This window comes from Nitrosospira sp. TNL300 (genome assembly GCF_055385915.1).
Genome location: NZ_AP041005.1, coordinates 2,490,234 through 2,511,058, shown reverse-complemented (window position 1 = coordinate 2,511,058; position 20,825 = coordinate 2,490,234). Strand labels below are relative to the sequence as shown.

Below are 20,825 nucleotides of genomic sequence, written 5' to 3'. Positions count from 1 at the left end.
AGTTCCTGCCACTGAGGGTTTGAAGTATACGAAGTATCCGGAGTATCGGCGATCGTGCAGGTTAAAGCTTGCAATGCAGGACTGATTCATGAAGGAAGCCACTATCCACCCGACAGCTATTGTCCATCCCCGGGCACAACTCGGCTCGGGTGTAACCATCGGGGCTTATTCCATCGTGGAAGAGCATGTCGCGATTGGCGACAATACCTGGATCGGGCCGCATGTTGTCGTAAAGGGACATACGCGCATCGGTGGCAATAATCGGATTTTCCAGTTTTGCTCGCTAGGGGATGAGCCGCAGGACAAGAAATACAAGGGTGAACCTACCTGGCTGGAAATAGGCGATCGAAACACGATTCGCGAGTTTTGCACTTTCAGCCGCGGCACCGCCCAAGGCGCAGGCGTTACCCGCCTCGGGAATGACAATTTTATGATGGCTTACGTTCATCTGGCTCATGATTGTCAGGTGGGTAGCTTCACGACCTTTACCAATAACGCTTCTCTGGCTGGTCACGTCCAAGTGGGTGATTACGCGGGGCTTGGCGGATTCACCTCGGTTCATCAGTTCGTTCGCGTGGGCGCCTACAGCTTTACCGGTTTAGGCACCGTGCTGACTCAGGATTTGCCGCCTTATATCCTGGCAGCAGGGAATCCAGCCATGCCTTACGGCCTCAACTGGAGAGAACTCAAGCGCCGGGGATTTTCCGAATCCACTATTCGCGCACTGAAAAGCGCTTACAAGCTGGTATACCGATCCGGTCTCCCTTTGAAAGAAGCGGAAGTGCAGCTCATGCAGCTTGCTAGCGGTACACCGTCTGTCCAACGCTTTCTTGATTTCATTTCCGTGCGAGGACGTGGAATTATCCGATGATTGGTTAGCAGGGATTGATTCTACCAGTTAGCGGGATCGATCCGAATCAAGAGGCTGAGACGGACTGATTCCCGGGGTCTGGTCTGGCTTGATTCTTCCATTGATTTTGGGGCATGTGCCCGCTTCTGATATAATCGACCCTTAGTTTAGTTTAACTTGGTTTGTGTCCCGTATGGCCCCGTATGCAAACAGTGAACATTCATGAGGCGAAGACGCATTTATCGCGATTAGTTGAGGACGCAGCTGCAGGTGAGGAAATAATCATTGCCAAGGCGGGAAGGCCCGTTGCCCGTTTGGTGCCGCTTTCAGTCGTGCCGAAGCGACAGCTTGGCATATTCAAGGGGCAGCTCAATGTCCCGGACGATTTTGATGCACCATTGCCGGATGATGCTCTTGCTTTATTTGAATAGCGCTAAATGGTGTACTTGCTGGATACTCACGTTCTGCTATGGGTACTGGATACGCCCCATCGCCTCCCTATAGAAGTTTTGCAGCAGATCGAAACGCCGGATAATCAAGTATATTTCAGCGCGGTAAGCATTTGGGAAGTTGCAATCAAGACTTCACTTGGTAAAATAAGCTTTCAGTACTCAGCGGAAAGGATCGCACAAGCGGCCTTGGAATCGGGTTTTATCGAATTACCCGTAACTTCAAAGCATGCAGCCTGGGTTTGCAACCTGCCCTTACACCATCGCGATCCTTTCGATCGGCTGCTGATTGCGCAGATGCTTCTGATGCCTGCGCGGCTTATAAGCGTCGACTCCGCGCTGGTGCCATATTCGGAACTGATATGGCTCATCCCCGAACCCGGGGGTAATCAGAAGCAGTGAGAGCTTCCCTGGAAGGGAAGCTCGGTGAATTGATCTCGCTAACTTTTTGACGTGGAACAGGTTATTGCTTTGAATGTGAACGTCATGGGTCCTGTTGAAAATTGCCATGCCGGTTGCGTTATTCGTTTTTATTGCTGAGTTAGGACGTGGGTTTACTGAATCACAATCTGAGCGGGGGAATCGTCATATGAAGAATCAAAAACAGAAAGCGATTGCACAAGTAACGCGGGCGGTAGTTAACGGAGGATTATTTGCTGGCTGCCTGTCGTTCAGTTTCGTTGCGTATGCGGGCATCAACTTTCAGTTTGTATACAAGGATGCGCCGGGAACGGGGTTTCTTGATCCCGTAAATGGTTCCGGTCGACAAGCTGCGCTCAACACCGCTGCCACCGAATTCTCCAGAATGTTTGGCAGCCACTTCACCAACTCAGGCACTATCGTGCTGGAAGCGACGGCGACTAATAATCCGCAGGGTGATACCCTGGCATCGGCCGGAAGTGAATATGTCGATCGTGGAGTAGCAGGCTTCAATCTTGACGAAGTCGTGCGCGAGAAACTTCAGACAGGCACTGATCCCAACGGAAGCAGGCCCGATGGCTCTCTGGACATCAACTTTGGGAACAATTGGGAGCTTGGCTTCAACGCGCCGGTTTCGAGTGAGCGGTATGACTTCTACTCCACGATGTTTCATGAATTTACGCATACGCTTGGTTTCTCTTCGTCCATAGGGCAATTCGGCGATCCGCTTCTCGGTACACGGCACGCAGGAAGCTGGAGCGCCTTCGATAGCCACATAGTGGACAAGAACGGCACGCCGGTCATTGATCCCACAACTTTCGCGATCAACGAGAGGGTCTGGGACGCGAGCAGCGTGGGGGAGGGAAGTCCCGCAGGAGGTTTGTTCTTCGATGGACCCAATGCCGTAGCGGCAAACGGGGGTAATCCAGTAGGTCTATATACTCCATCCCCGTGGGAGGAGGGAAGCAGCGTTTCTCACCTGGATGATAATAATAGCGCTTATGCGGGAATGATGATGCTGGCCGCCTCTAATACGGGACCTGAGGCGCGCGACTACAGCGCGGTCGAGATCGGTATTCTCCATGATATTGGATATACGGTAACGGCTGTGCCCGAACCGGAGACCTACGCGATGATGCTGGCCGGATTGGGATTACTGGGCTGGGTAACACGGCGCAAAAAGCGCCATGACCAGTGATTCTGCCGGAATAATTTTTCGTGCCGCTGCCCTGCGGCGATTCTGCAGCCTGATTTTCCTGGCTTATCGAGTACGGTCATTACCGCACTGGATTTTCCCCGTCAGGCTGCTCCCTGTTTTCATATTGTTTTTTGCCGGGTCAGCGTCCATGGCAGGCGAACGCACTTTGGGACCTGAGGGTCCTCCACTCGCTTATCCTATCCAGGAGGTCAATCTCCATCTGACCCGCCAGCCTGGCAAGGCGGCCTTTCCAGTTCGGCGGGTTAGCCTGTCTGGCAAGGGAACAGCTGCATTCGAACAGGGGGAAGAATTTCTGCAAGTTTCCTACTCTACCCGCGCACTGGTTGCCCTCCTGAACGAGCTTTACAGGATTCGTTTCTTTGAACTTCCTTCGCAATACACCGCGCGCTATTCTGTCTTTCTCAAGGACGATGGAATGATTGCGACTTCTGCATTGCGCATGATGGATGCAGGGAGCACACGCATCTGCTTTGCGGTGACCGGCTATGAAAAATGTGTTACGTATGGACGTGATGGTCCGTATGACCTGGAGAATATTGTCAACGGCGTTTTTGACGATATTGAGAAGCAGGTGAAGCAGAAATAGACGCGGAAAGCATTAGAAAGAGGAGGTAGCATGGCAAATGAAGGTTACCACGAACCCATTGAGGAGCTCTCCGGCGAAACACGGGATATGCACAAGGCGATCGTTTCGCTGATGGAAGAACTGGAAGCGATAGACTGGTATAACCAGCGTATGGATTCCTGCAAGGACGAGGAACTCAAGGCAATCCTCGCGCATAACCGTGATGAGGAAAAGGAGCACGCGGCGATGCTGCTCGAATGGATTCGCCGTAAGGACCCGATCTTTTCGATGGAGATGAGAGACTATCTGTTCACTGACAAGCCCATCGCCCACAAATCATGATCATGGCTCCATCGATTTATCTGGGCAAGCTTTTCAACCAGCGTTCCCTTGCGCTGCGCGCATTCGCGAAAAATCTTTCGAGCGCATCACCATCGCCATGCGCCAGCATTTCGCGCACGGCTGTCAATTCCTTCTGGTAAGTATCGATCTGGTTGAGTAGCGCCTCCCGGTTGCCAAGACATATGTCGCGCCACATCTCGGGAGAACTGCCAGCGATACGCGTGGAATCGCGGAAGCCGCTGCCGGCAAAGCGCAGCAGATCATTATCGGACGCAGTATTGTTTGCGTCACCTTCGCCAGAGACGACATGATTCATCAGCGCAAAAGCAAGAACATGGGGGAGATGGCTGACAGCGCCCAATATCTCGTCGTGCCGGCTCGCACTCATCCGGGAAACCCGAGCGCCGCAAGCCTCCCATAATTCCGTTACCTTTTGCGTTGCCTCCCGGCTGGTTTCCTCAAGGGGGGTCAGTACAACATTTTTGCCCCGAAACAGATCTGCATTGGCTGCGTCTGCTCCGCTCTTTTCAGCACCGGCAACGGGGTGTCCGGGAACAAAATTTGTCAGATGAGGGGCGAGATGGGAACGTGCTGCCGCTACCACATCCTGCTTGGTGCTGCCCGCATCTGTCACGATGGTGGAGGGCGCAAGATATGCGGATATCTGCGGCATGATTTCGCCGGTTTGTCCGACGGGCACAGCGAGGAACACCAGATCCGCATCCTTCAAGGCTGATTCAATGTCGCTGGCAATATCGTCTATCTCGCCCAGCGTGAGGGCCCGTCGCATGTTTTCCCTGCTGCGGCCAACGCCGGTGATATGCCTGACGATACCTGCCTTGCGCAATGCGAGGGCGAATGAGCCACCAATCAGGCCCACACCGATAACCACCAGTTTGTGGATCACGATAGCGGTCATCGTCGGCCCCGATTTATGTGAGCTTTGATATCAAGCCTCGCTTGGCTATTATATGCGGCGGCTATTCATCAAAGACTCCGTCCGATTACTGCCGCTATTCCTTGCAGCGATCCCATCAGATCACGGAATTCCTCGGGATTCAATGCCTGGTCTGCGTCACACCAGGCTTCGCATGGGTTGGGATGCATCTCCACCAGCAGGCCATCCGCCCCCGCTGCGACTGCCGCGCGCGCCAGGGCGGACACCATCCATGCCTTTCCCCCCGCATGGGAGGGATCGACGATTACCGGCAAGTGCGTTTCTTTTTTCAGCACGGGGATGCAGGTTACATCCATTACATTGCGATAAGCGGTTTCAAAGGTGCGTATGCCGCGTTCGCAGAAAATGATGTTATGGTTGCCTCCTGCGGCGATGTATTCTGCCGCCATGAGCCATTCGGAAACGGTTGCGGACATGCCGCGCTTCAGTATCACGGGCTTGTTGATGCGCCCCACTTCCTTTAAAAGTTCGAAGTTCTGCATGCTGCGTGTACCAATCTGGATCACATCCACGTCATACTCAAGGAAAGTGTCCAGCATGCGGGCGTCCATCAATTCCGTGACGATTCGGAGGTTGTGCTTGTCCGCAGCCCTGCGGAACATTTTCAATCCTTCTTCGCCATTGCCCTGGAAGGTATAAGGACTGGTGCGAGGCTTGAAGGCGCCGCCACGCATCAGCTGGCAGCCCGCATCCGCGACATGTTGCGCCGCCGAATCCATCTGCTCCTGCGTTTCCACCGAACAGGGACCTCCGATCACCTGCACCTGATCGCCGCCAATCGGCACGCCTCCCACATCGATTATCGAATTATCCTTGTGCCATTCGCGGGACACGATCTTGTACTGCTTGACGATATGCATCGAATATTCAACACCGCTCAGTGTGTCGAATATTTCAGGGCTGAGCTTGCGCTCATCGCCAATTGCACCGATTACGGTGCGCTCGGTGCCACGCGAAACGTTCGCGTCGAGGTCGAAGCTTCGAATTTTTGCAACCACCGTGTCGATCTGCTCTTCGGTGGCGCCGTTATTCATGACAATAATCACGCTGATCCTCCCGAGGCAACCTGGGGGACTCTCACCGTCATCTCCGGTATTGTGTCCGCTGCTGCCCCTCCCGCCGTCTCCAGCGCTATTGCCAGCGATTTCAGGAATTTCTCATTTTCAGGTTCCAGCCCGACAGTTACCCGGAGATGTTCCGGCATTTCATAGATGCTGATGGGACGGACAATCACGCCCTGCCTCAACAGGCTCTCGTTTACTGCTTTCACATCGCCCTGCACCCGAAAGCTCAGGAAATTTCCGTAGGATGGAATGTACTCGATTCCCATCTGTCGCAGTCCGGTGACAATCTGCAGCATGCCCGCCTGATTGAGCGCATAAGAACGCTTTACGAATTCATCATCCTGCAGCGCAGCTACCGCGCCGGCGAGACCGATATTGTTGACGTTGAATGGCTGGCGCACGCGGTTCATGAGACCGGCAACTTGAGGATGCGCAAGGCCGAAACCGACGCGCACGCCTGCCATGCCGTAAGCTTTGGAGAAAGTGCGGGTAATGAGGAGATTGGGAAACTGCTTCAGCCATGCAATGCTATCTCCCTTGAGGGCGGGTGGCAGGTACTCGTTGTATGCTTCATCGAGTACGACCAGCACATCCGGGGACACACGATCGAGAAAGCGCAGTACATCATCGGCAGGCAGCAGAGTACCGGTGGGATTGTTGGGATTGGCAATAAATACAACCCGTGTTTCAGGCGCGACAGCATCCAGCATGGCGTCAAGATCATGTCCATAGTTCCTGGCGGGAACGGAAATGCCGATTCCACCCACCGCTTTCGTCACCAGTGGATAAACCGCAAAGGCATGCTGCGAATAAACGGTCGAAGCTCCCGGCTTCAGGAATACGCGGGCAGCCAACTCCAGAACGTCGTTGGAACCGTTGCCCAGCACGATCTGCTCGCTGGTCACGCCATAGCGCTCAGATAAAGCTGTTTTCAGTTCAAAACCACTTCCGTCCGGATACAACGAAACCTCGCCGAGCGCCTTGCTCATTGCGTTCAGAGCCATTGGACTGGTCCCCAGAGGGTTTTCATTGGACGCAAGCTTGATGATGAACTTTTCATCCATCCCCATCTCCCGGGCCAGTTCAGAAATAGGCTTGCCGGGCTGGTAGGGGCTGATGGCACGGATATACGCGGGAGCGAGATCGCAAATATTCATAAGATGGTATCGTGAATTGCAGAGGGAAGAAAAAGCAGAAAATAATAACCGTCAACGAGACAGGCAATCGCACAAAAAGCATGGATTCATGCTTGTAACAACCCGTTTCTTGGCCATAGGCAAATCTTCGTCATGGCCGCGCCCCCAGGGATACCCGGGATACCAGGGATTCCGGGATTCGGAGCCGCAATGATATGACGTTGAATTTTTCGCAGGGTAGCAGGATCATCGCACAGGTTCACTTTATTGGATTTCGTGGTAGTGCATGGAGGTTTGTGAGAAAACAGAAGAGCAGGGTCAGGCTGCGGGATATGAGCCAAGCACTTTGAGAAATGCTGCTTTTTCCACCAGCTCGCCCAGCGCCTGAGAGACTTTCGGCTCCTGCTGGTGGCCTTCGACATCCACGAAAAACACGTATTCCCATAAACCCGCACGGGACGGACGCGATTCAAGCCGGGTCATGCTGACTCCATAATGGGCGAACGGGGCCAGTAGCTCATGTATGGCGCCCGGCCGATTCCTGACCGACGTTACCAGGGATGTCTTATCCCTGCCGGAAGGCGCAACTTCCTGCTCGCCTATTACCAGGAAGCGCGTCGTATTATTGGGATCATCCTCGATGTTCTCGGCACAGACAGTGAGGCCATATACTTCTCCTGCCTTTTTTCCCGCTACTGCCGCGGCGCTTTCATCTTCCGCCGCCAGTCTTGCGGCATCCGCATTGCTTGCGGCGTTGATTCTTGCAGACGCGGGTAAATGGGGCAGATTGGCATTGAGCCACTCGTGACACTGGGAAAACGATTGAGGATGAGAGTAAATCCTGCGAATGCGTGCAAGGTCAGGATGATGCGCCAGCAGAAGCTGATGTATGGCGAGCGCCACTTCGCCACACACCTTCAACCGCGTTTGCAGCAACAGATCGAGCGATCTGCCCACTGCGCCTTCGGTCGAGTTCTCTACCGGCACAACACCATAATCTGCCTTTCCGGCTTCCACCTTGCGAAATACGTCATCTATCGAATTGCACGGCAGGGAAGTCACAACGCTACCGAAGCGCTTGAGCGCAGCCTCTTCGGAAAACGTGCCTCTCGGCCCAAGATATGCGATCGTCAGAGGTTCTTCCATGGATCGGCAGAGAGACATGATCTCCGTAAATAACCGCGCAACCTGTTCATTCTCCAGAGGCCCCGGGTTCAGTTCGCGCATCCGCGCCAGCACCTGAGCTTCACGTTCGGGCCTGTACGCAGTGCCATTCTTGATTTCTCCGATTTCGCGTGCGATGTTCGCCCGCGTGCTCACCAGTTTTAGGAGCTCGCTGTCGATTGCATCTATCTTGTCGCGGAGCTGTTTGAGTTGAGCGGTCATCGCGGGATAATTTTTGTCTTGAACCGTACCTGCCAAAGCCATAGCCTGAGATGGCAGCTATTTGGCCGGTATGGGCAGGTAGCGCACATTCAGCACACCCTTTATCGCCACAATCTCGTCGATCGTTTCTTGGGGTACCGGACTATCGACATCCACCAGGGTATAGGCCATTTCACCGCGGGACTTGTTACCCATGGTGTGGATATTGAGACCGGCTTTCGCCATGGCGGTTGAAATTTGTCCCACCATGTTCGGTACGTTGGCATTCGCAACGGCCAGTCGATAAGGGGATTCCCGCTCCATTGCTATATTGGGGAAGTTGACTGCATTGGTAATACCGCCGTTCTCCAGATAATCGATTACCTGCCTCGTCACCATCACCGCGCAATTCTCTTCCGCTTCCTGTGTGGATGCGCCCAGGTGCGGCAAGGTGATCACCCTTGCATGATGTTGAAGTTTTTCGCTGGGGAAATCGCTTACGTAATATTTTATCTTCCCCATCTCGATTCCTTCGAGCACGGCATTTTCATCGACGATGCCATCGCGCGAAAAGTTGAGCAGAATTGTACTGTTTCTCATGCTTTGCACAACCTGCCGGTTGACGAGGTGCCGGGTCGCGTCCAGCAAGGGTACGTGCAGTGTTACAAACTCGCTGTTGCGCAGCAGGGCTTCAATGCTTTCCGCTCGCTTGACTTCCGAGGACAGGTTCCAGGCTGCATCCACGGTGATATTGGGGTCGTATCCCATCACTTTCATGCCAAGCCGAAGCGCTGCATCAGCCACCAGTCGCCCTATAGCGCCCAAGCCGACAATGCCCAGGGTGCGTCCCGGCAATTCGGTGCCCGCGAACTGTTTCTTGCCGTTTTCGGCCAGCCTGTTCAGGGTCTCGTTATCGCCTTCCAGTTTCTCGGTGAAATGAATCGCCGGAATCAGATTGCGGGAGGCGATCAGCAGGCCCGCCAGCACCAGTTCCTTGACTGCGTTGGCATTCGCCCCCGGAGCGTTGAAAACAGGCACACCCCGCAGATTCATGGCGCTGACCGGTACGTTGTTCGTGCCTGCCCCAGCCCGGCCTATTGCTTTCACACTGGAAGGAATATCCATGTCCAGCATGTTATGGGAGCGCACCAGAATCGCATCGGGCTCGGCTGTATCGCTGCCCACCTTATAATGGCCGGGATCAAAAAGCTTGAGACCCAGCGGCGAAATCTGGTTGAGCGTCAGTATCCGGAAAATTTTATGTGCACGTTCAGGCATGATTGCTCGCAAATTCTTTCATGAATTCCACCAGGACCTTTACGCCTTCAAGCGGCATTGCGTTGTATATCGAAGCGCGCATTCCGCCGACGGAACGATGGCCTTTCAACTGGATGAGGCCGCGGGTTCGCGCCTGTTTCAGAAACTCTTCATCGAGCGCCGGATCTTTTAAAGTGAACGGCACATTCATGCGCGAGCGGTCGGGTTTTGCCACGGGGCAATGATAAAAATCAGTAGTGTCCAGGAAGTCATACAGCAGGCTCGCCTTGGCAATGTTGATTTTCTCCATTGCTTGAAGCCCGCCCTTCTGTTTCAGCCATTCCACCACCAGCCCCGTAATATACATGGCATAAGTCGGCGGCGTGTTGTACATGGAATCGTTATCGGCGTGAATCCTGTAATCGAACATGGTCGGCGTGCCCGGCACGGTTGTTCCTATCAGATCCTCGCGCACGATGACGATACACAAACCTGCGGGACCTACGTTTTTCTGCGCGCCGGCATAAATCAGCCCAAACCTGCTTACATCCAGGGGACGTGACATAAAGGCGGAAGAAATGTCCGCCACCAGGGGCATATCGGTACCCGGCAAGTCCGGAATCCAGTTGAACTCCACTCCGCCAATCGTCTCATTGGGTGTGTAATGCAGATAGGCTCCATCCGGATCGATGTTCCATTTATCCTGCGTGGGAGCATACGTAAAATTTGCATCTTCCGAGGAAGCTGCAACGTGAACGGCGCAATATTTTTTCGCTTCCTTGATCGCTTTCGTGGACCACTGGCCAGTATTGATATAGTTGGCACTTTTTTTGCCGCGCAACAGGTTCATCGGCACCATCGCGAACTGACTGGAAGCCCCACCGGACAAAAAGAGTACCTTGTAGTTGGCCGGGATACCGGCCAATTCCCGCAAATCCGCCTCGAGCCTCGTCGCGATGGACATGAATTCCTTGCCGCGGTGGCTCATCTCCATCACCGACATACCGCTGCCGTGCCAGTCGAGCATTTCGTCGCGCGCCTGCTGCAAAACTTCCTTCGGTAATACCGCTGGACCTGCGCTGAAGTTATAGATGGGTTCCATCGGAGTTCCTTATGAATTCCTTATGCGTTCCTTACCCTGGCTGCTTCACGGCTGATCCGTGGCTAAGCCTTCCCCTAATCCTGGCGCTTCGTCAGTTTCCACGACCCTTTCCAGCCCGGCAAGTTTCTCACCCTCATCCGGATTGATCAGTATCACGCCCTGTGTTGCCCGGCTCATCTCGCGAACCTCTTTCACGCGTGTGCGGATCAGCACGCCTCCAGTCGTGATGAGCATGATCTCGTCATCCTCGCGCACGAGCCGCGCCGCCACGACCTTGCCGTTTCGCTCGGTCGTCTTGATAGCGATCATGCCCTGAGAGCCACGGCCGTGACGAGTGAATTCGCTAATGGGGGTGCGTTTGCCATAGCCATTCTCGGTTGCGGTCAGCACTGCCTGCTCCTCGCTCTCGGCTACCACCAGCGAGATCACCTTTTGCCCCTTGCCCAGCGTCATCCCGCGCACGCCCCGCGCGCCCCGTCCCATCGGGCGCACGTCATTCTCGTCGAAACGCACGGCTTTCCCGCCATCGGAGAAGAGCATCACATCATGCTTGCCCTCGGTCAGCGCTACGCCGATCAGAAAATCATCCTCGTCCAGACCTACCGCTATGATGCCACTCGCGCGCGGTCGCGAAAACTCCGACAGGGGTGTTTTTTTCACCGTGCCCAAGGAAGTTGCCATGAATACATAACGGTTGTCATCGAATGTCTTTACCGGAAGAACGGCGTTGATCTTCTCGCCGTATTCCAGTTGCATCAGGTTGACGATAGGCTTGCCGCGGGAAGCGCGCCCTCCCTGCGGCACGGAGTAAACCTTGATCCAGTAGACCCTCCCCCGGCTGGAAAAACAAAGGATGTAGTCGTGCGTGTTGGCGATAAACAGGTTGTCGATGAAATCATCATCTTTGGTGCCCGTGGCCTGCTTCCCGCGGCCGCCCCGTTTCTGGGCGCGGTAGTCGTCGAGCGGCTGGGACTTGATGTACCCATTGTGCGATAGCGTCACGACCACATCCTCGGATGCGATCAGGTCCTCCATGCTCAGATCCTGGGTATTGATGACGATCTCGCTGCGACGTTCATCACCAAACTGTTGCTTCATGGCAACAAGTTCCTGGGTGATAATGGCCGTGATGCGCTTCGGTCGGGCAAGAATGTCGAGGAGGTCGGCTATTCTTTCCATTACATCCTTATATTCGCTGACAATCTTATCCTGCTCGAGCCCTGTCAGGCGTTGCAGGCGCAATTCCAGTATAGCCTGCGCCTGCGCATCGGAAAGGTGATAACCGTCATCAAATAACCCATATTCGGGCGCCAGGCCCTCTGGACGGAATTGTTTCGCATCCCCTGCAGCGCGCGCCAGCATTTGCTCCACCAGTTGCGAACGCCACACCCGCGACATCAATGCTTCCTTGGCTGCTGCAGGCGTCTGCGCCGCCTTGATCAGGGCAATCACTTCATCCACATTGGATAATGCGACGGCGAGTCCCTCCAGCACGTGGCCGCGTTCACGCGCCTTCTTCAACTCGAACGCGCTGCGCCGCGTAACAACCTCGCGCCGGTGGCGCAAGAATGCCTCCAGCATCTGCTTCAGATTCAGCAGGCGCGGCTGCCCGTCAAGCAGGGCCACCATGTTCATGCCGAAGGTGTCCTGCATTTGCGTTTCTTTATAGAGATTGTTCAGCACCACCTCGGGTACTTCGCCGCGGCGCAGTTCGATAACCACACGCATCCCAGATTTATCCGATTCGTCGCGCAAATCGGAAATGCCTTCGATTTTCTTTTCCCGCACCAATTCTCCGATACGGACAAGCAGATTGGCCTTGTTTACCTGGTAGGGCAGCTCGTCGATAATGATGCTCTGGCGTCCGCCCCCTTTTTCCATATCCTCGAAGTGAGTGCGCGCGCGCATGATCACGCGCCCACGGCCCGTGCGGTAGCCTTCTTTTACGCCAGTCACGCCGTAGATCAGGGCGGCGGTGGGAAAGTCCGGGCCCGGTATCAGGTCGATCAGATCGTCAATAGCGATTTCGGGGTCCTTCAGCAGGGCGAGGCAGGCATCCGTCACTTCATTCAGGTTATGCGGTGGAATATTGGTGGCCATGCCCACCGCAATGCCGGACGAACCATTGATAAGCAGGTTCGGGATTTTGGTCGGCAGGATCAGCGGTTCTTTCTCGGTTCCGTCGTAGTTAGGGCCGAAGTCAACCGTTTCCTTATCCAGATCGGCCAACATTTCATGCGCGATGCGCGACATGCGGATTTCGGTATAACGCATTGCCGCCGGGTTGTCGCCATCCACGGAGCCGAAGTTGCCCTGTCCATCCACGAGCATATAGCGCAGCGAGAAATTCTGCGCCATCCTTACTATAGTGTCATATACGGCGGTATCGCCGTGCGGGTGGTATTTACCGATGACATCACCCACGATGCGCGCCGATTTTTTGTAGGGGCGGTTCCAGTCGTTGGAGAGTTCATGCATAGCGAATAGCACCCGGCGGTGCACCGGTTTCAGGCCGTCGCGCACATCAGGTAATGCGCGTCCCACGATGACGCTCATGGCGTAGTCGAGATAGGAGCGGCGCATCTCCTCTTCGAGGCTGATCTGCAGGGTTTCTTTCGCGAATTGATCCATTACTTTTGAAGGGGGGCAGGAACTTGCGGGAACATATCGAGGATATATTTCTTTCCTGATATCGGCACGTAAAGCTCCCCATTTTAGCATGCCACCTGTATGGGAGTCACCCGGAAAGGCCAGTTTTCATGCCGATTGCAACACCTCGATTTGACAAGGACAAATATATGAATACATAATCGAAGCGCGATTATGCGATGATGAGCCTGCTATAATGAGGTGGCTTAGTCTTTCATTTGCATGACTTACAGGGATGATCTGATCTTGAATCTTAGTTTTTCTAAAAAGGGGCATAGCATGAAAAATACAGTAACGAAAAAATTCTTGCTTGGAGCGGCTGTTTTGCCAATGCTGTTTTCAGGCGTCGCTATGGCTCAGGAGATACCTGAGGCCTACGCGGTCGATAGCGTTGGCGAGGTAGTCAGAGATTCTTCCGGAGACTGTTGGCGCACCGGTTATTGGACACCTGCAATGGCGATCTACGAGTGCGATCCTGACCTGCTGCCAAAACCTGAGAAAAAAGTCGAAGCCCCCGCTCCAGAACCCGCTCCTGCCCCTGCTCCTGCTCCTGTTTACACCGAGCCTGAAAAAATCTCGCTCTCCGCCGATCAACTGTTCGATTTCGACAAGGCCAACCTGCGGCCCGAAGGCAAACAGACCCTGGATGATCTCGCGACCAAGCTCGGCGGCGTCCAATACGACACCATCGTTGCCATCGGATATGCCGACCGCCTCGGCAGCGACGCGTATAACAAGAAACTTTCCATGCGCCGCGCTGAATCCGTCAAGGCTTACCTGGTCAACGAAAAAGGCATTCCGGCTGATCGCATTTTCATTGACGGCAAGGGCGAAGCGGATCCTGTAACAGGCGATACCTGCAAGGGTAACAAGAGGACCAAGGCCCTGATTGCATGCCTGCAACCCGACCGACGCGTCGAAGTTGAAGTCGCCGGCACCAAGGAAACGATGAAGGAAACGATACAATAATTCGATTCACATACAAAAAACACAAAAAAATCAGACCCTGCCGTCGCGGCAGGGTTTTTTTTTGCTAAGCTTCGGCGATGACGGTGAATCCAGTAAAAATCGATACCTTGCTGGAGGCGCGCTGGGTAATCCCGGTTGAGCCTGCGGGTGCAGTGTTTCACGATCATGCCATTGCAATTGACCAGGGCATGATTCACGCAATCCTGCCCCGCGACGAGGCACACGTGCAATTTGAGCCGCGCGAACGCATCGTGATGAACAGGCACGCGCTCATTCCCGGCTTGGTAAATCTCCATACGCATGCGGCCATGTCGCTGATGCGAGGGATGGCAGATGGCCTGCCTTTGATGGAGTGGCTAACCAACCATATCTGGCCGGCGGAAGCGAAGCACGTGGACGCAGGTTTTGTTTTCGATGGCACCCGCCTGGCATGCGCCGAGATGCTGCAGGGCGGAGTCACCTGTTTCAATGACATGTACCTGTTTCCGGAAGCAGCGGCTCGCGCCGCCTTGGCCTCGGGCATGCGCGCCGGCATCGGCATGATCGCAATCGACTTTCCCACCGCCTACGCAAGCGACCCTGACGACTATCTGACCAAGGGCCTGGCGCTGCGCGACGATTACAACCTGCATCCCCTCCTGTCATTCTGTTTTGCCCCGCATGCGCCTTACACGGTAGGTGACAAAAATTTGTCCCGGGTTCTCACCTATGCAGAGCAACTGGATGTGCCCATTCACATTCATCTGCACGAAACCGGGGATGAAATCAGCAACAGCCTGAAAAGCTACGGAATGCGCCCGCTTGAGCGTATGCACAAGCTCGGGCTGCTCGGTCCCAATCTGATTGCAGTACACATGGTGCATCTTACCGAGGGGGAAATCGAACTGCTGGCGCAGCAAGGCTGTTCCGTAGCCCATTGCCCTTCTTCCAACCTGAAACATGCCAGCGGACTCGCGCCCGTTGCCGCTCTTACCGAAGCAGGGGTCAACGTGGGATTAGGAACGGATAGCGCCGCAAGTAACAGCCGCCTCAAGATGTTCGAGGAAATGCGGCTTGCGGCACTGCTGGCAAAAGGACAAAGCGGCAGGGCGGAAGTGCTGCCTGCGTGGCAGGTGCTGCAAATGGCCACGCTCAACGGGGCCAGAGCTTTAGGGTTGGGAGACCGTATCGGTTCCCTTGTTCCAGGCAAGGCGGCGGACATTGCCGCAGTGGATTTCTCCAGTCTTGATCTGGCGCCCTGCTATGACCCTGTTTCCCATCTTGTCTATGCTGCCGGATGTGAACATGTGAGTCATGTGTGGGTAAATGGTAAAATGCTGCTGCGTGACGGGGAATTGACCACGCTGGACCGGGAAGAATTGCTGCACAGGGCTGAATTCTGGCGGGAACAAATGGCAACGGGCGTGATTGCAGTTCACGAAAAATAATGGATAAAGAAATCGAAAATAGCAGTGTCAATGTCGATCTGCTGGAACTGGAAAAATTCAACCAGCTCGCGCATCGCTGGTGGGATCCCAACAGCGAGTTCAAGCCGCTGCATGAGATCAACCCGCTGCGGCTGGGTTACATAGACCGCCATGCCCGCCTGGCGGGTAAAGCCGTCCTGGATGTGGGCTGTGGTGGAGGCATCCTGTCTGAAAGCATGGCGGAGAGTGGCGCGCTTGTGACCGGCATCGATCTAGGCGACAAGGCGCTGAAGGTGGCTAAGCTGCACCTGCTGGAAAGCGGGAATAAAGTCAATTACCGTAAAATCGCAGTGGAAGCGCTCGCCGCGGAGCAGCCCCATCATTATGACGTGGTCACCTGCATGGAAATGCTGGAGCATGTGCCGGATCCGATCAGCACCGTAAGAGCCTGCGCGGAGCTCACCAAGCCCGGTGGCTGGGTGTTCTTCTCGACCATCAATCGCAACCCCAAATCGTACCTGTTTGCCGTGATCGGTGCGGAATACGTGTTGAATCTGCTGCCGCGCGGGACACACGACTATGCCAAATTCATCAAGCCGTCTGAACTTGGGCGCATGGCCCGCGAAGCAGGGCTGGATGTGCAGGAAGTAATCGGCATGAGTTACAATCCCATCACTAAAGTGTACTCCCTGGGACAGGATACCGACGTCAACTACATCATGGCACTGCGCGTCTGAAATCCTCGCGCTCCAAGACCAGACTCAAACGATCATTTTCTGCCTGTCCATCATCGGTTACATCATCAATCTGGATTGGCATCCCCTCTTTATTCCCCCGGTTCGTGTCCATGCCTCTTTCATGATTAACGCCATCCTCTTCGATCTCGACGGAACGCTTGCCGATACCGCACCCGATCTCGGGTACGCCCTGAATCGGCAGCGCATTGCCCGCGGGCTGCCGCCCCTGCCATTGGAGCTCATCCGCACCGAAGCTTCAGCGGGTGCGCGCGGCCTGTTGGGCCTGGGATTCAACATCAAGCCGGGTGATGCCGGATATGACGCCATGCGCGCCGAATTCCTCGACTTCTATGCGGAACACCTCTACCGTGAGACATCCTTATTCGGGGGTGTCGCAGAGCTCCTCGACCAGCTCGATGACCGAGGCATGATCTGGGGCATTGTCACCAACAAACCCGCCCGTTTTTCCGTACCGCTCATGCAGGCGCTGGGTTTGGGCAACCGCGCCGCCTGCATCATCAGCGGTGGCGATACCACGCACTCCAAGCCCCATCCCGAACCCCTGCTGACTGCAAGCGGAGCAATAGCCGTTCCGCCGGAAGAATGCATCTACCTGGGCGACGACCTGCGCGACGTCCAGGCCAGCCTCGCTGCCGGCATGGAACCCATCATCGCCAGATACGGCTATCTCGGCAATGTAGGCGCCCCCGAAACCTGGGGCGCCAGATACCTCATAGACCACCCGGAAGAATTGCTCGGATATTTGTAAAAACCGTTCGTCCAGAAGAACTCCCTCTCCATGGAAGAAGAATGTAGAGAGGGTGACTTCGGCCTTTCGCCCGCCGTTCGCCCAGAATGCTCTCTCTCCCTTGCAGGGAGAGAGACGGAGAGAGCAACCGTGTCAAGGGGTGATTAAATTCTTCCAGGGGGTTTGAGTTTTTATAATCACATTTACGGTTGTCAGGAGTTTGCGCATGCAGGCTGTCATGGCTACCTTGAAAGGTTTGCCAGAGGCGATCAGGCGTTCAAAGAATTGCCTGATTGCCGGGTTACAGCGTTTGGCCGTCAGAGTCGCCATATACAGCACGCAACGCACGTCGCACCGCCCTCCCCGAATGTATCGCTGTCCACGCCTCTGGCCGCTGTCATCATTGAAGGGGGCTACGCCAGCCAAAGCAGCAATTTGTCCCCGATTGAGGCATCCCAGTTCAGGCAGTCTGGCAAGCAGGGTGAAGATCGTTACCTTGCCCACGCCTGGTATGGAATCCAGCAGTTCCACTTTCTCCTTCCATGCCTCTGAGTTACGCAGCCGCTGATCCAGGTCGCGCTCGAATCTTTCAATGCGCCGATCCAGCCAGACAATGTGTTCCTTGATATCCCGCTTTGCCACCGGCAATACTGTTCCCAATCGGGCCTTTTCCTGGACACGCATGACCACCAGTTGCATGCGCCGATCCAGAAGCTCCGCCAGCTCGCGCTGCGCTTCATCAGGCAGGGCACGCACAGGCGGATCAATGACCTGGCCAAATAGCGCCAATACTCGGGCATCAAGCCGATCTGTCTTGGCTAGAATACCGCTTGCTTTGGCAAAGTCGCGTACCCGTTTGGGATTGACCACCACAATCGGTAAACCCGCTGCCGCCAGACAAGCAGCCAGATTGGTTTCATATCCGCCGGTTGCTTCCAGCACAATACGCTCCACGCCACTTCCCCTTAACAATTCAACCAGGGCAGCAATGCCTTCTTCATCATTGCTAAACTGCTGGGCCGCACTCTGCGGCAGACAGTCAAAATCAAGCCAAGCCTTGCTAACATCAATTCCCACAAATTTAATTTCCATATTGCTTATCCCTGCCTTGTATTCAATGCGGTTTGTCACCTCACAACCGTTCGGGTTTGGGCAACTGGCAATTAATCAGTTGGGACTGTCGATCTTCGCTCTCTCCCGAACTTGACATGCAGAGCCTGGGCCAGTCGATCTGGCAATCCCTAAACGCTATTTTCTAACATACAAGGGTCATGCCAGCTTCTCGACCGCCGCTCGCCCTGATCCTGAGCTTGTCGAAGGGGAACGGTGCCAAGACCAGATTTCTTCCTCGAAGACATAGCTATTCGGTAACGACAAAATCAGGGAATGGGTTTGAGTTCTCCCTCCAGACAATAGTGGGTATAATCCCGACCATAGTGTTGCTGCGAATCAAGAGAATCTTTGAGGCGTGCCGCGGGACTAATACGTAGCACTCTCCATTGAACTCTTTCGGTTCGCAGTCATCTAACTGGCAGTAATACAGAATGCCGGGGGCGACCTGGCTTCGACGTGGGTTGCAAAGCAGAGCAGGGCATACCGAGGACCAGTTACCTCGTAAATACATCTGGAAACCAATAGTCGCAAACGACGAAAACTACGCTCTAGCCGCTTAAATCCGGCTGGACTCCGCACCGGTGGGCCTCAACGCCGGGTCTGGCAACAGGCAGCGGAGCCATTAACGAGGATCGCGCCCGGTAGGGTTACTTTACAGGGTGTTAAACAATAGGTAACTCGCCTGTCATCAGTCCGCCGGTTGACGGATGTCAGGTTAAATCAAAGAACATGGCTAAGTATGTAGAACTGCCTGTAGAGGACTTGCGGACGCGGGTTCAATTCCCGCCGCCTCCACCATCACAACATTAAGCCGCTGATTTCTAGGCGGCTTAATCGTTTCTATACATTCGATCTGGCTTGGAACTCCAACCAAGCACTCCAAACAGATCGAAAATGCCAATTAAACTTCCTTCCCATTTATGCCGTAGCCGTTCTGGTATTCTTCATTTCCGTATCACTATACCCCCTGATTTACGGAGTCACTTCGACAGTAAAGAGATACATCGCAGTCTTGGCACAGCAAGTGTGCGGGATGCTAAACATTCAGCCCACTTGCTAGCGGGCACTTTCAAGCAAACTTTTGACAGAATTCGACAAGACGTTATGTCCGGTAAAGGCAAAAAGGCTGATAAAGGTTTAGAGATCGACTTTATCACTCACATCGATTTAGACGAGTTTGGAAGACGGAAGAGAATAACGCTACAAAGTGAACCGCACGACACGCCAGAAACGATTAAAGCTCATTTGGATGCATTCAGCGGAAATACCGTAGCGGATGCTCCATCAAGCCCCTCCTCAACAATTTTATTGTCAGAAGCTGCCGAAGGCTTCATCCGTGAAAAACTGGCACGAAATAGATGGCAAGAAAAAACAGAAGAAGAAAACCGCGCAATTTACGATTTGTTCATTGAAATTGTCGGGGACAAACCTGTTTCAGAGATTGATAATGAGATCACTGTTACCTATCTAGAAACACTCAAGAAACTCCCTCCTAACAGAAATAAATCCCCAATTTACGCTGGCAAGAGCATTCCAGAGATTATTGCACTTTCGCCTGAACCAATGACCGTGAGAACCATTAACAAAAACCTTGAACGCATGAGCAGCCTGTTCAAGTGGATGAAGGGAAAGAAAAAATACAATATCACCCACAATCCAATAGAAGGAATGGGCTTGAATGAAAGTGACGTTGAAAAGCGCTTACCCTTTACCGAAGCGGAGTTATTCACCCTTTTCAACTCGGAAGAGTTTCAACAGCGGGAATTTCAAAATCCTTATGCTTACTGGCTGATGCCATTAGGATTGCTAACAGGCGCTAGATTAGGGGAGTTGGCTCAACTGTATCTATCTGATTTTGTAAATTTTGACGGCATTCATTGTATAGACATATCTGATGAACAGCCGGATCAGAAAGTAAAGAACAAAAACGCTAAACGCCTTGTTCCCATTCATGACAAACTGATAGAGCTTGGCCTTTTGCAGTATGTGGAAATGTTGCGTCAAAAAGGGGAACCACGCTTGTTCCCTGAGATCAATGAGGGGCGGGATGGATATGCCCAAACACCTTCAAAGTGGTTCCAACGCCACAAGAAGAAATGCGGCATTGTGGGCAAGCATACAAAAGTATTTCACAGCTTCCGGCATACATTCATTTCAACTTTACTTGATGGCGGAGTGGCGGAGCATTTGGTAGCGAAAATTGTAGGTCATGAGGCTGACCTAACTACAGGAAATAAGTATTGGAATTCAACAGATGCATCCAAAAGAAAACCCATAATAGACGCGTATCAACCGCCCGAGAAGGCTTGGTCATTAATACCTAAATGGGAAGATGTAGTAACTGGCAAGCGGAAGGGACCAAGAAAAGATAAGCAGGTAAATCTTCTCGCTTAGCTATTGGACTAGAGTCCAGTGGTTTATGGGATGGAGTATTAGTAGCATTTCTAAGGGCTGAGCTATCTCATCCTTATCACTT

19 protein-coding genes and 1 other RNA gene are annotated in these 20,825 nt (G+C 53.8%); 12 read left to right on the top strand and 8 right to left on the bottom strand.

Features of this window, described 5'->3' with window-relative positions:
- The first annotated feature begins 88 nt into the window (after positions 1–88).
- From lpxA to ACZ5BW_RS11465, 6 genes are all read left to right on the top strand, one after another.
- Entirely contained in the window at positions 89–871 is a 783-nt protein-coding gene (lpxA, locus tag ACZ5BW_RS11490; RefSeq protein ID WP_464540056.1) for an acyl-ACP--UDP-N-acetylglucosamine O-acyltransferase, read from the top strand.
- A 182-nt stretch (positions 872–1,053) separates the two neighbouring features.
- Positions 1,054–1,281: a type II toxin-antitoxin system Phd/YefM family antitoxin gene (locus ACZ5BW_RS11485; protein ID WP_464540054.1), complete on the top strand. Its 228-nt coding sequence runs from the start codon at positions 1,054–1,056 to the stop codon at positions 1,279–1,281.
- Between the two features lie 6 nt (positions 1,282–1,287).
- A complete protein-coding gene (locus ACZ5BW_RS11480; RefSeq protein WP_464540052.1) occupies positions 1,288–1,701 on the top strand; it encodes a type II toxin-antitoxin system VapC family toxin in 414 nt (137 codons plus the stop codon).
- Positions 1,702–1,888: 187 nt separating this feature from the next.
- A complete protein-coding gene (locus ACZ5BW_RS11475) occupies positions 1,889–2,917 on the top strand; it encodes a PEP-CTERM sorting domain-containing protein (RefSeq protein WP_464540050.1) in 1,029 nt (342 codons plus the stop codon).
- Positions 2,907–3,524, top strand: a complete 618-nt coding sequence (locus tag ACZ5BW_RS11470; protein ID WP_464540048.1) for a hypothetical protein — start codon at positions 2,907–2,909, stop codon at positions 3,522–3,524. Before ACZ5BW_RS11475 ends, ACZ5BW_RS11470 begins: the two co-directional genes overlap by 11 nt.
- A gap of 30 nt (positions 3,525–3,554) precedes the next feature.
- Positions 3,555–3,845 (top strand): encapsulin-associated ferritin-like protein, encoded by a 291-nt coding sequence (locus tag ACZ5BW_RS11465; RefSeq protein ID WP_464540046.1) that lies wholly within the window; start codon positions 3,555–3,557, stop codon positions 3,843–3,845.
- Between the two features lie 16 nt (positions 3,846–3,861).
- Here the strand turns inward: ACZ5BW_RS11465 and ACZ5BW_RS11460 are convergent, their stop codons facing one another.
- The 7 genes from ACZ5BW_RS11460 to gyrA all read right to left on the bottom strand — a co-directional run bounded on the left by ACZ5BW_RS11460 (position 3,862) and on the right by gyrA (position 13,358).
- Positions 3,862–4,764 carry a prephenate dehydrogenase gene (locus tag ACZ5BW_RS11460; RefSeq protein WP_464540043.1) on the bottom strand — a complete coding sequence of 301 codons (903 nt, stop codon included), beginning with the start codon at positions 4,762–4,764 and terminating at the stop codon, positions 3,862–3,864.
- Between the two features lie 68 nt (positions 4,765–4,832).
- Positions 4,833–5,849 (bottom strand): 3-deoxy-7-phosphoheptulonate synthase, encoded by a 1,017-nt coding sequence (gene aroF, locus ACZ5BW_RS11455; RefSeq protein WP_464540041.1) that lies wholly within the window; start codon positions 5,847–5,849, stop codon positions 4,833–4,835.
- Positions 5,846–7,024 (bottom strand): histidinol-phosphate transaminase, encoded by a 1,179-nt coding sequence (gene hisC, locus ACZ5BW_RS11450; protein WP_464540039.1) that lies wholly within the window; start codon positions 7,022–7,024, stop codon positions 5,846–5,848. The genes aroF and hisC overlap by 4 nt, the downstream gene beginning before the upstream one ends.
- 297 nt (positions 7,025–7,321) lie before the next feature.
- Positions 7,322–8,389, bottom strand: coding sequence for a prephenate dehydratase (pheA, locus tag ACZ5BW_RS11445; protein ID WP_464543697.1), 1,068 nt, complete (start codon positions 8,387–8,389; stop codon positions 7,322–7,324).
- A gap of 57 nt (positions 8,390–8,446) precedes the next feature.
- Complete coding sequence (locus tag ACZ5BW_RS11440; protein WP_464540037.1) at positions 8,447–9,646, bottom strand: phosphoglycerate dehydrogenase; 1,200 nt, start codon at positions 9,644–9,646, stop codon at positions 8,447–8,449.
- Positions 9,639–10,727 (bottom strand): 3-phosphoserine/phosphohydroxythreonine transaminase, encoded by a 1,089-nt coding sequence (gene serC / locus ACZ5BW_RS11435; RefSeq protein WP_464540035.1) that lies wholly within the window; start codon positions 10,725–10,727, stop codon positions 9,639–9,641. Before serC ends, ACZ5BW_RS11440 begins: the two co-directional genes overlap by 8 nt.
- 45 nt (positions 10,728–10,772) lie before the next feature.
- On the bottom strand, positions 10,773–13,358 hold the full coding sequence (gyrA, locus tag ACZ5BW_RS11430) for a DNA gyrase subunit A (protein ID WP_464540033.1): 2,586 nt from the start codon (positions 13,356–13,358) through the stop codon (positions 10,773–10,775).
- Positions 13,359–13,655: 297 nt separating this feature from the next.
- Here gyrA and ACZ5BW_RS11425 point away from each other — a divergent pair, with 297 nt between their 5' ends.
- The 4 genes from ACZ5BW_RS11425 to ACZ5BW_RS11410 all read left to right on the top strand — a co-directional run bounded on the left by ACZ5BW_RS11425 (position 13,656) and on the right by ACZ5BW_RS11410 (position 17,257).
- Positions 13,656–14,345: an OmpA family protein gene (locus ACZ5BW_RS11425; protein ID WP_107762812.1), complete on the top strand. Its 690-nt coding sequence runs from the start codon at positions 13,656–13,658 to the stop codon at positions 14,343–14,345.
- An 83-nt stretch (positions 14,346–14,428) separates the two neighbouring features.
- Positions 14,429–15,772: a TRZ/ATZ family hydrolase gene (locus ACZ5BW_RS11420; RefSeq protein ID WP_464540030.1), complete on the top strand. Its 1,344-nt coding sequence runs from the start codon at positions 14,429–14,431 to the stop codon at positions 15,770–15,772.
- Positions 15,772–16,488: a bifunctional 2-polyprenyl-6-hydroxyphenol methylase/3-demethylubiquinol 3-O-methyltransferase UbiG gene (gene ubiG, locus ACZ5BW_RS11415; protein WP_464540028.1), complete on the top strand. Its 717-nt coding sequence runs from the start codon at positions 15,772–15,774 to the stop codon at positions 16,486–16,488. Before ACZ5BW_RS11420 ends, ubiG begins: the two co-directional genes overlap by 1 nt.
- 121 nt (positions 16,489–16,609) lie before the next feature.
- Entirely contained in the window at positions 16,610–17,257 is a 648-nt protein-coding gene (locus ACZ5BW_RS11410) for an HAD-IA family hydrolase (RefSeq protein WP_464540026.1), read from the top strand.
- 132 nt (positions 17,258–17,389) lie between these two features.
- Here the strand turns inward: ACZ5BW_RS11410 and ACZ5BW_RS11405 are convergent, their stop codons facing one another.
- On the bottom strand, positions 17,390–18,328 hold the full coding sequence (locus ACZ5BW_RS11405) for an IS110 family RNA-guided transposase (RefSeq protein WP_464540024.1): 939 nt from the start codon (positions 18,326–18,328) through the stop codon (positions 17,390–17,392).
- Between the two features lie 457 nt (positions 18,329–18,785).
- On the opposite strand from ACZ5BW_RS11405, the gene ssrA reads away from it, so the two are divergent.
- Positions 18,786–19,147: a transfer-messenger RNA gene (gene ssrA / locus ACZ5BW_RS11400) on the top strand.
- Positions 19,148–19,243: 96 nt separating this feature from the next.
- Complete coding sequence (locus tag ACZ5BW_RS11395) at positions 19,244–20,743, top strand: DUF6538 domain-containing protein (RefSeq protein ID WP_464540022.1); 1,500 nt, start codon at positions 19,244–19,246, stop codon at positions 20,741–20,743.
- Positions 20,744–20,825: the final 82 nt, after the last annotated feature.

Bases quoted from the DNA above. Each gene is read 5' to 3' on its own strand.
- gyrA (WP_464540033.1), bottom strand. From the start codon at position 13,358: ATGGATCAATTCGCGAAAGAAACCCTGCAGATCAGCCTCGAAGAGGAG.
- lpxA (WP_464540056.1), top strand. From the start codon at position 89: ATGAAGGAAGCCACTATCCACCCGACAGCTATTGTCCATCCCCGGGCA.
- hisC (WP_464540039.1), bottom strand. From the start codon at position 7,024: ATGAATATTTGCGATCTCGCTCCCGCGTATATCCGTGCCATCAGCCCC.
- ACZ5BW_RS11460 (WP_464540043.1), bottom strand. From the start codon at position 4,764: ATGACCGCTATCGTGATCCACAAACTGGTGGTTATCGGTGTGGGCCTG.
- ACZ5BW_RS11485 (WP_464540054.1), top strand. From the start codon at position 1,054: ATGCAAACAGTGAACATTCATGAGGCGAAGACGCATTTATCGCGATTA.
- ACZ5BW_RS11480 (WP_464540052.1), top strand. From the start codon at position 1,288: ATGGTGTACTTGCTGGATACTCACGTTCTGCTATGGGTACTGGATACG.
- ubiG (WP_464540028.1), top strand. From the start codon at position 15,772: ATGGATAAAGAAATCGAAAATAGCAGTGTCAATGTCGATCTGCTGGAA.
- ACZ5BW_RS11395 (WP_464540022.1), top strand. From the start codon at position 19,244: ATGCCAATTAAACTTCCTTCCCATTTATGCCGTAGCCGTTCTGGTATT.
- ACZ5BW_RS11465 (WP_464540046.1), top strand. From the start codon at position 3,555: ATGGCAAATGAAGGTTACCACGAACCCATTGAGGAGCTCTCCGGCGAA.
- ACZ5BW_RS11470 (WP_464540048.1), top strand. From the start codon at position 2,907: ATGACCAGTGATTCTGCCGGAATAATTTTTCGTGCCGCTGCCCTGCGG.
- pheA (WP_464543697.1), bottom strand. From the start codon at position 8,389: ATGACCGCTCAACTCAAACAGCTCCGCGACAAGATAGATGCAATCGAC.
- ACZ5BW_RS11405 (WP_464540024.1), bottom strand. From the start codon at position 18,328: ATGGAAATTAAATTTGTGGGAATTGATGTTAGCAAGGCTTGGCTTGAT.
- ACZ5BW_RS11425 (WP_107762812.1), top strand. From the start codon at position 13,656: ATGAAAAATACAGTAACGAAAAAATTCTTGCTTGGAGCGGCTGTTTTG.
- serC (WP_464540035.1), bottom strand. From the start codon at position 10,727: ATGGAACCCATCTATAACTTCAGCGCAGGTCCAGCGGTATTACCGAAG.
- ACZ5BW_RS11410 (WP_464540026.1), top strand. From the start codon at position 16,610: ATGATTAACGCCATCCTCTTCGATCTCGACGGAACGCTTGCCGATACC.
- ACZ5BW_RS11475 (WP_464540050.1), top strand. From the start codon at position 1,889: ATGAAGAATCAAAAACAGAAAGCGATTGCACAAGTAACGCGGGCGGTA.
- ACZ5BW_RS11440 (WP_464540037.1), bottom strand. From the start codon at position 9,646: ATGCCTGAACGTGCACATAAAATTTTCCGGATACTGACGCTCAACCAG.